The organism is Agarilytica rhodophyticola (genome assembly GCF_002157225.2).
In the GTDB taxonomy this organism is placed as follows: Bacteria; Pseudomonadota; Gammaproteobacteria; order Pseudomonadales; family Cellvibrionaceae; genus Agarilytica; species Agarilytica rhodophyticola.
The window spans coordinates 3,126,090-3,130,618 of record NZ_CP020038.1 but is presented as its reverse complement, the minus strand read 5'-3'; the positions used below and the strand labels follow the sequence as shown (position 1 = coordinate 3,130,618).

At 39.4% G+C, this 4,529-nt stretch carries 3 protein-coding genes; all 3 read right to left on the bottom strand.

Annotation, left to right across the window (positions count from 1 at the left end; genetic code table 11):
* Window positions 1-22: 22 nt before the first annotated feature.
* A complete protein-coding gene (gene fabD / locus BVC89_RS13345; RefSeq protein ID WP_086931659.1) occupies window positions 23-1,999 on the bottom strand; it encodes an ACP S-malonyltransferase in 1,977 nt (658 codons plus the stop codon).
* An 84-nt stretch (window positions 2,000-2,083) separates the two neighbouring features.
* The gene (locus tag BVC89_RS13340) at window positions 2,084-3,514 is read right to left on the bottom strand and encodes a PfaD family polyunsaturated fatty acid/polyketide biosynthesis protein (RefSeq protein WP_086931658.1); all 1,431 of its coding nucleotides are present in this window, start codon (window positions 3,512-3,514) and stop codon (window positions 2,084-2,086) included.
* A gap of 113 nt (window positions 3,515-3,627) precedes the next feature.
* Window positions 3,628-4,518: a sterol desaturase family protein gene (locus BVC89_RS13335; RefSeq protein WP_086931657.1), complete on the bottom strand. Its 891-nt coding sequence runs from the start codon at window positions 4,516-4,518 to the stop codon at window positions 3,628-3,630.
* Window positions 4,519-4,529: the final 11 nt, after the last annotated feature.

Here is a 4,529-nt window from a genome sequence, read left to right as displayed (position 1 = left end):
AATATTTTCCGAGAAACTTTAGCTATACTGATAAGGCCTGAGACGTGACAACAATGTCTTCAGTAGTCGTGGCGAGTAATCTATGTTGATTTAGTAAAGTTGATAACGTTTGTTGGTTATGACCGTAACGATTGATAACAAAACCATGATGATGTTCATGATTACGTTGGTATTTTAAAAAAGTCGATAAGGTGCCAGTCGCCGACATATCAAGAAAAAACATATTATCTTGCTGACCAAAAGCATGATCGATCAACGCATAAAATTGCATGGGTTTGCGAACAATATTCCAAAAATAATTTTCAGCGGCTGTAATATCACTCGGCATAAGTTGACGAGCCAAGCTAGAGGAATATAGTGGTAGGCGCGGCTGGGAGACACGAATCTTAGTTAAAGCCTGCCGGTAAACAGCTTCAATACTATCAATATGATGAGAATGGAAGCCATAGCTCACAGGCAATGTATTAGTCATTAAACCCTCATTACTGAGTTTAGATTTTAATTCCAATAAGTCTTCTTTTAAACCTGCGACGATAAAATTATTATCAAAATTGGTTCCGGCCAAGCTTACCGATTGAAACAAATCGGGACGCCGATAATAAATATCCGGTGAGGTAATAATGCTCAATAAGCCAGCCTCCTGCCCATGACGGCTTAAGCATTCGGATTGGTGAATAATCAAACCTAGAGCATCATCCACATCGATCATGCCTGAGACGGCTGCGGCAATTAATTCTCCTAAGCTATGACCTAATACTGCATCGGGTTTAATACCTTGATCGATCATTAACTCTGTTAAGCTATAGCCAATCATAAATAAGGCAGGGTGAGTATAAGTAATATTTTCAAACTCTCCCCTAGCAGTTTCTTTATAAAGAGTTGCTAGGATATCTCTGCCACTTAATGACAATACCTTAGCATTAAGTTTATTCATGCTTTGCTTAAAACAGAAATTAGTTTGGTAAAGCTCTAGTCCCATGTGATAGTACTGTGACCCTTGACCTGCATACATAAAGACAGTTTGCAAAGGTTGGCCTGGAGAATGGGTTATTGAGTTGACATTTGAACCAATCACAGAAGAAGCCGCATCGCTTAAAGAGTTCTGCTTATAAGTAGTAACTTGTTGTTGTGGTTCACTTACTATCATAGGTTGTGAGCGAATATGTTGACCAATTTTTGTTAGCACTTGACCTGGGCCAAGTTCGACAAAGTCCTCAAAACCTTGTGATATTAACCATGAAATAGATTCATACCACCTAACTGGTTGAGAAATTTGCCGTGATAAAAGATGGTGATAATTATTTTCACTATAAGGTTTTGCAGTATAGTTGGAGATAACAGGTATAGAAATTGGCTTTAAATGGAACTCAGATAAAAAATCAGAAAATACCTTTTCTACATCCAGCATACAACGTGAATGAAATGCTGCGCTCACATTGAGAGGCATAAATCTTCCCTGTTTAGCAGTAATCAGTTGTTCAAGCTCAGGAGAATAGATCTCCTCGTGTAAACCAGAGATAATAGACTGCTGCTTTGAATTAATATTAGCAATATCTATATTATTAAATCCACTGTTAACTAATATGTCATTAACTGTGTCCACATCCATTTGTAGCACCGCCGCCATAGCACCTCTAGGTGCCTGACTCATTAGCTCGCCTCTTTTCTTCACAATACTGAGGCCTGTAATAAAATCGAAAGCTCCCGCAGCGAATAAAGCACTATACTCACCTAGGCTATGACCTGCCATATACGCAGGCGGTCGATGACCTTGTGCTTGCCTTGCCAAAAAACTCAGTGCACTAACGGTATAAATAGCCGGTTGGGTAAACTGCGTCTGGCTTAAAACTCTATCTGGATCTTCTAAGCAGAGGGTTTTAATACTATACCCCAAGCAATGATCAGCCTGAGCCAGCAAATCTGGAAACTGTTCAAATAAGTCTTTTCCCATACCTACATACTGTGCTCCTTGACCTGGAAAAATATAAACGGACATCATTGCTAGCCTCTATTTTTATAATATATTGGTTATTACTGAGTAAATTTCGCCTTTATTTATCTGCTATTAATGTACTGCGCATACTTATGCAAAATTCGCCACTTTCTGAGTTTGCTTTAATTTTTCTAAACGCTGACTTACGAGCTCTGCGCAGCTGTTCATCAGTAACTCGGCAATCATAGCCACATGACGTGTTTGCCAAGCTTCATAGTCTCCCCCTTTTAGCCATTGGTTAAAATCGCCCAAGGCTGGGCCTGTATGTATTTGAAAATCTACCTGCTTATGACAATCCCCTTCTAAAGCTAAACGGGTCGTTTCCATAAAGTACCAGCGAAAAACTGCCGCCATTTTCTGTTTGGGGTTATTTTTAACCCTCTGCAGGTGCTGTGGTTTTGTTTTAGCAAGATATGATTCAACTTTTACCCAAATTGTCTCGATAGACTGATTAAATAAAATTTTTTTAATTTGGTCTTGTACTGACTTAGGCAGAGAATCTAGTGAAGGATATTGCAAGTAGATTTGATATAGTTTATTGGCCCGAGCGGCAAAAAGTACACCGCGCTTTAATACTTGTACCTTGGCTCCTGTTTCAAACATATCTCCAGCAGGAGCGTAGCTGGTATCGTAAACATCCATCGCCTGTAAGAGGTCTTTAACTGCGATACTTGTACCCGCCTCTGGTGTGCATTGATTAATAGAACCCGTCATAATAAAGTCAGCCCCTAACATAAACGCCGCTAAAGCTGAATCCGGTGATCCGATGCCTCCAGCAAGACCTACGCCTATGGGTTGTAAATAGCGGTGATAGGACTGAGCATAAATTGCTAAACGTTTAATCGCCGGAAATATCACACTCGGATTACCCGAATCTGTATGGCCACCGGAATCTGCTTCGACACAAATATCTTTCGCAATAGGAACATACTGAGCCAAAGCAGCTTCGCTTTTGGTTAAATAAGCTTGCTCAACTAATTTTTCAACAATGACTGCTGGCGCAGGCTGTAGAAATATTTCTGCCACTTTAGGATGAGATATCTTAGCGAGAATCGTATTAGGTGCTACTAGCTTACCCGCAGAATTTCTGTGGATACCCTTTAGGCAGTAAAGCACTAAAGCAGGTGTAATCGACATATATGCAGCTGCTTCGATAAACCTTACTTGGTGTTTTAAAAGAAGTTTGACGCGCTCCAGTTCTTGTTGAGGATTTTTATAGTCTGGCAAAAGGTTAACACCAAAGCTATGGCCATGATCTAAAGCATTTTTAATCTCTACAATCGATCGCTCTACTATATCTTGCGTTAACCCTCCTGCGCCAAAAAAGCTCATCAAACGCGCTTTAGCCATGGCAATAACTAAATCCACAGATGCGATACCTTTATACATACCACCGCTGGCATACGCATATTTAACACCATAGCGCTCAAGAAAATCACTACTACCCAATGCCTCCGGTGATAGTGGTTGTGGATTAATACTTGGTTTTTTCTCGCAAGAGGTATCGGGAGTACCATTCATTTTATTGCACGTCTACTATTTTAGCCGTCTAAATATTTTAGAAAGCCACACGTACCTATTCCCTATCTTCGATTGGGAAGCTAACAATACATTGTGGCGCTTATTGAACTGACTTATTTACCTATATATTTGGTCCATCTAAATGGCACTATGAGCTGGTCTAAATAGCCTTTAGGATAATTAGTGATCGCTTCGTCAGGCCCTAGTTTTTTAGGTCCATTTGTATCGGGAAGATAGTAAGTTTTAAAAACAAGATCCCAAATAATAAGATTGTCACCGTAATTCAGCGCTTCTTTCACTACAGTTGAATGGTGCCAGCGATGAAGGACTGAAGTGCTCACTAGCCAATTTAGAATCCCGTAGTTAATATTTACATTACAGTGCTGCAATAGACTGCTAACACCAATGAAACTAGTAAATAGCGCTAATAGTTCAACAGGTGCTCCTAGCAATACTAAAGTGCCAGTCTGACAAAAATAAAATAAGCTCGTCTCTATAGGATGAACCCTAACTGAGTTAAAAGAATACAAACGGTTGGGAGAATGATGCACAGAATGTATACGCCATAAGAAGTCGACCTCATGCATAAACCTATGAACCCAGTAAGTAAAAAAGTCAACGATTACCACCGCAATCGTAAACTGTACTATTAACGGCCATTCACTTGGCCAAAGGTCAAAGGAAAATACGGTACTAAGATAACTAGCAATAAGGAATAAAGGGACATAAATAATGGCGCGAAGTACAGTGACAGTAACACCCGCTGAAAAAACAAAATGTGCTAAATCAGTTTTTACATCTTGTTGTGATTTATTCCATTCTTTATTAAAAGGAAATTGTCTTTCAAGAAACAAAATAAGAAAACATGAAACGCCAAAGAATAAAGTAACGACATAGGTTTCTGCTATTCCAATTGTAATCATATAGGCGGAGCCTAGAATGGTTATCAACATCCATACAGGAAAAAAGGTAACCGAGATAAGATTACCGATTTTATCTTTCATAATATCACTCC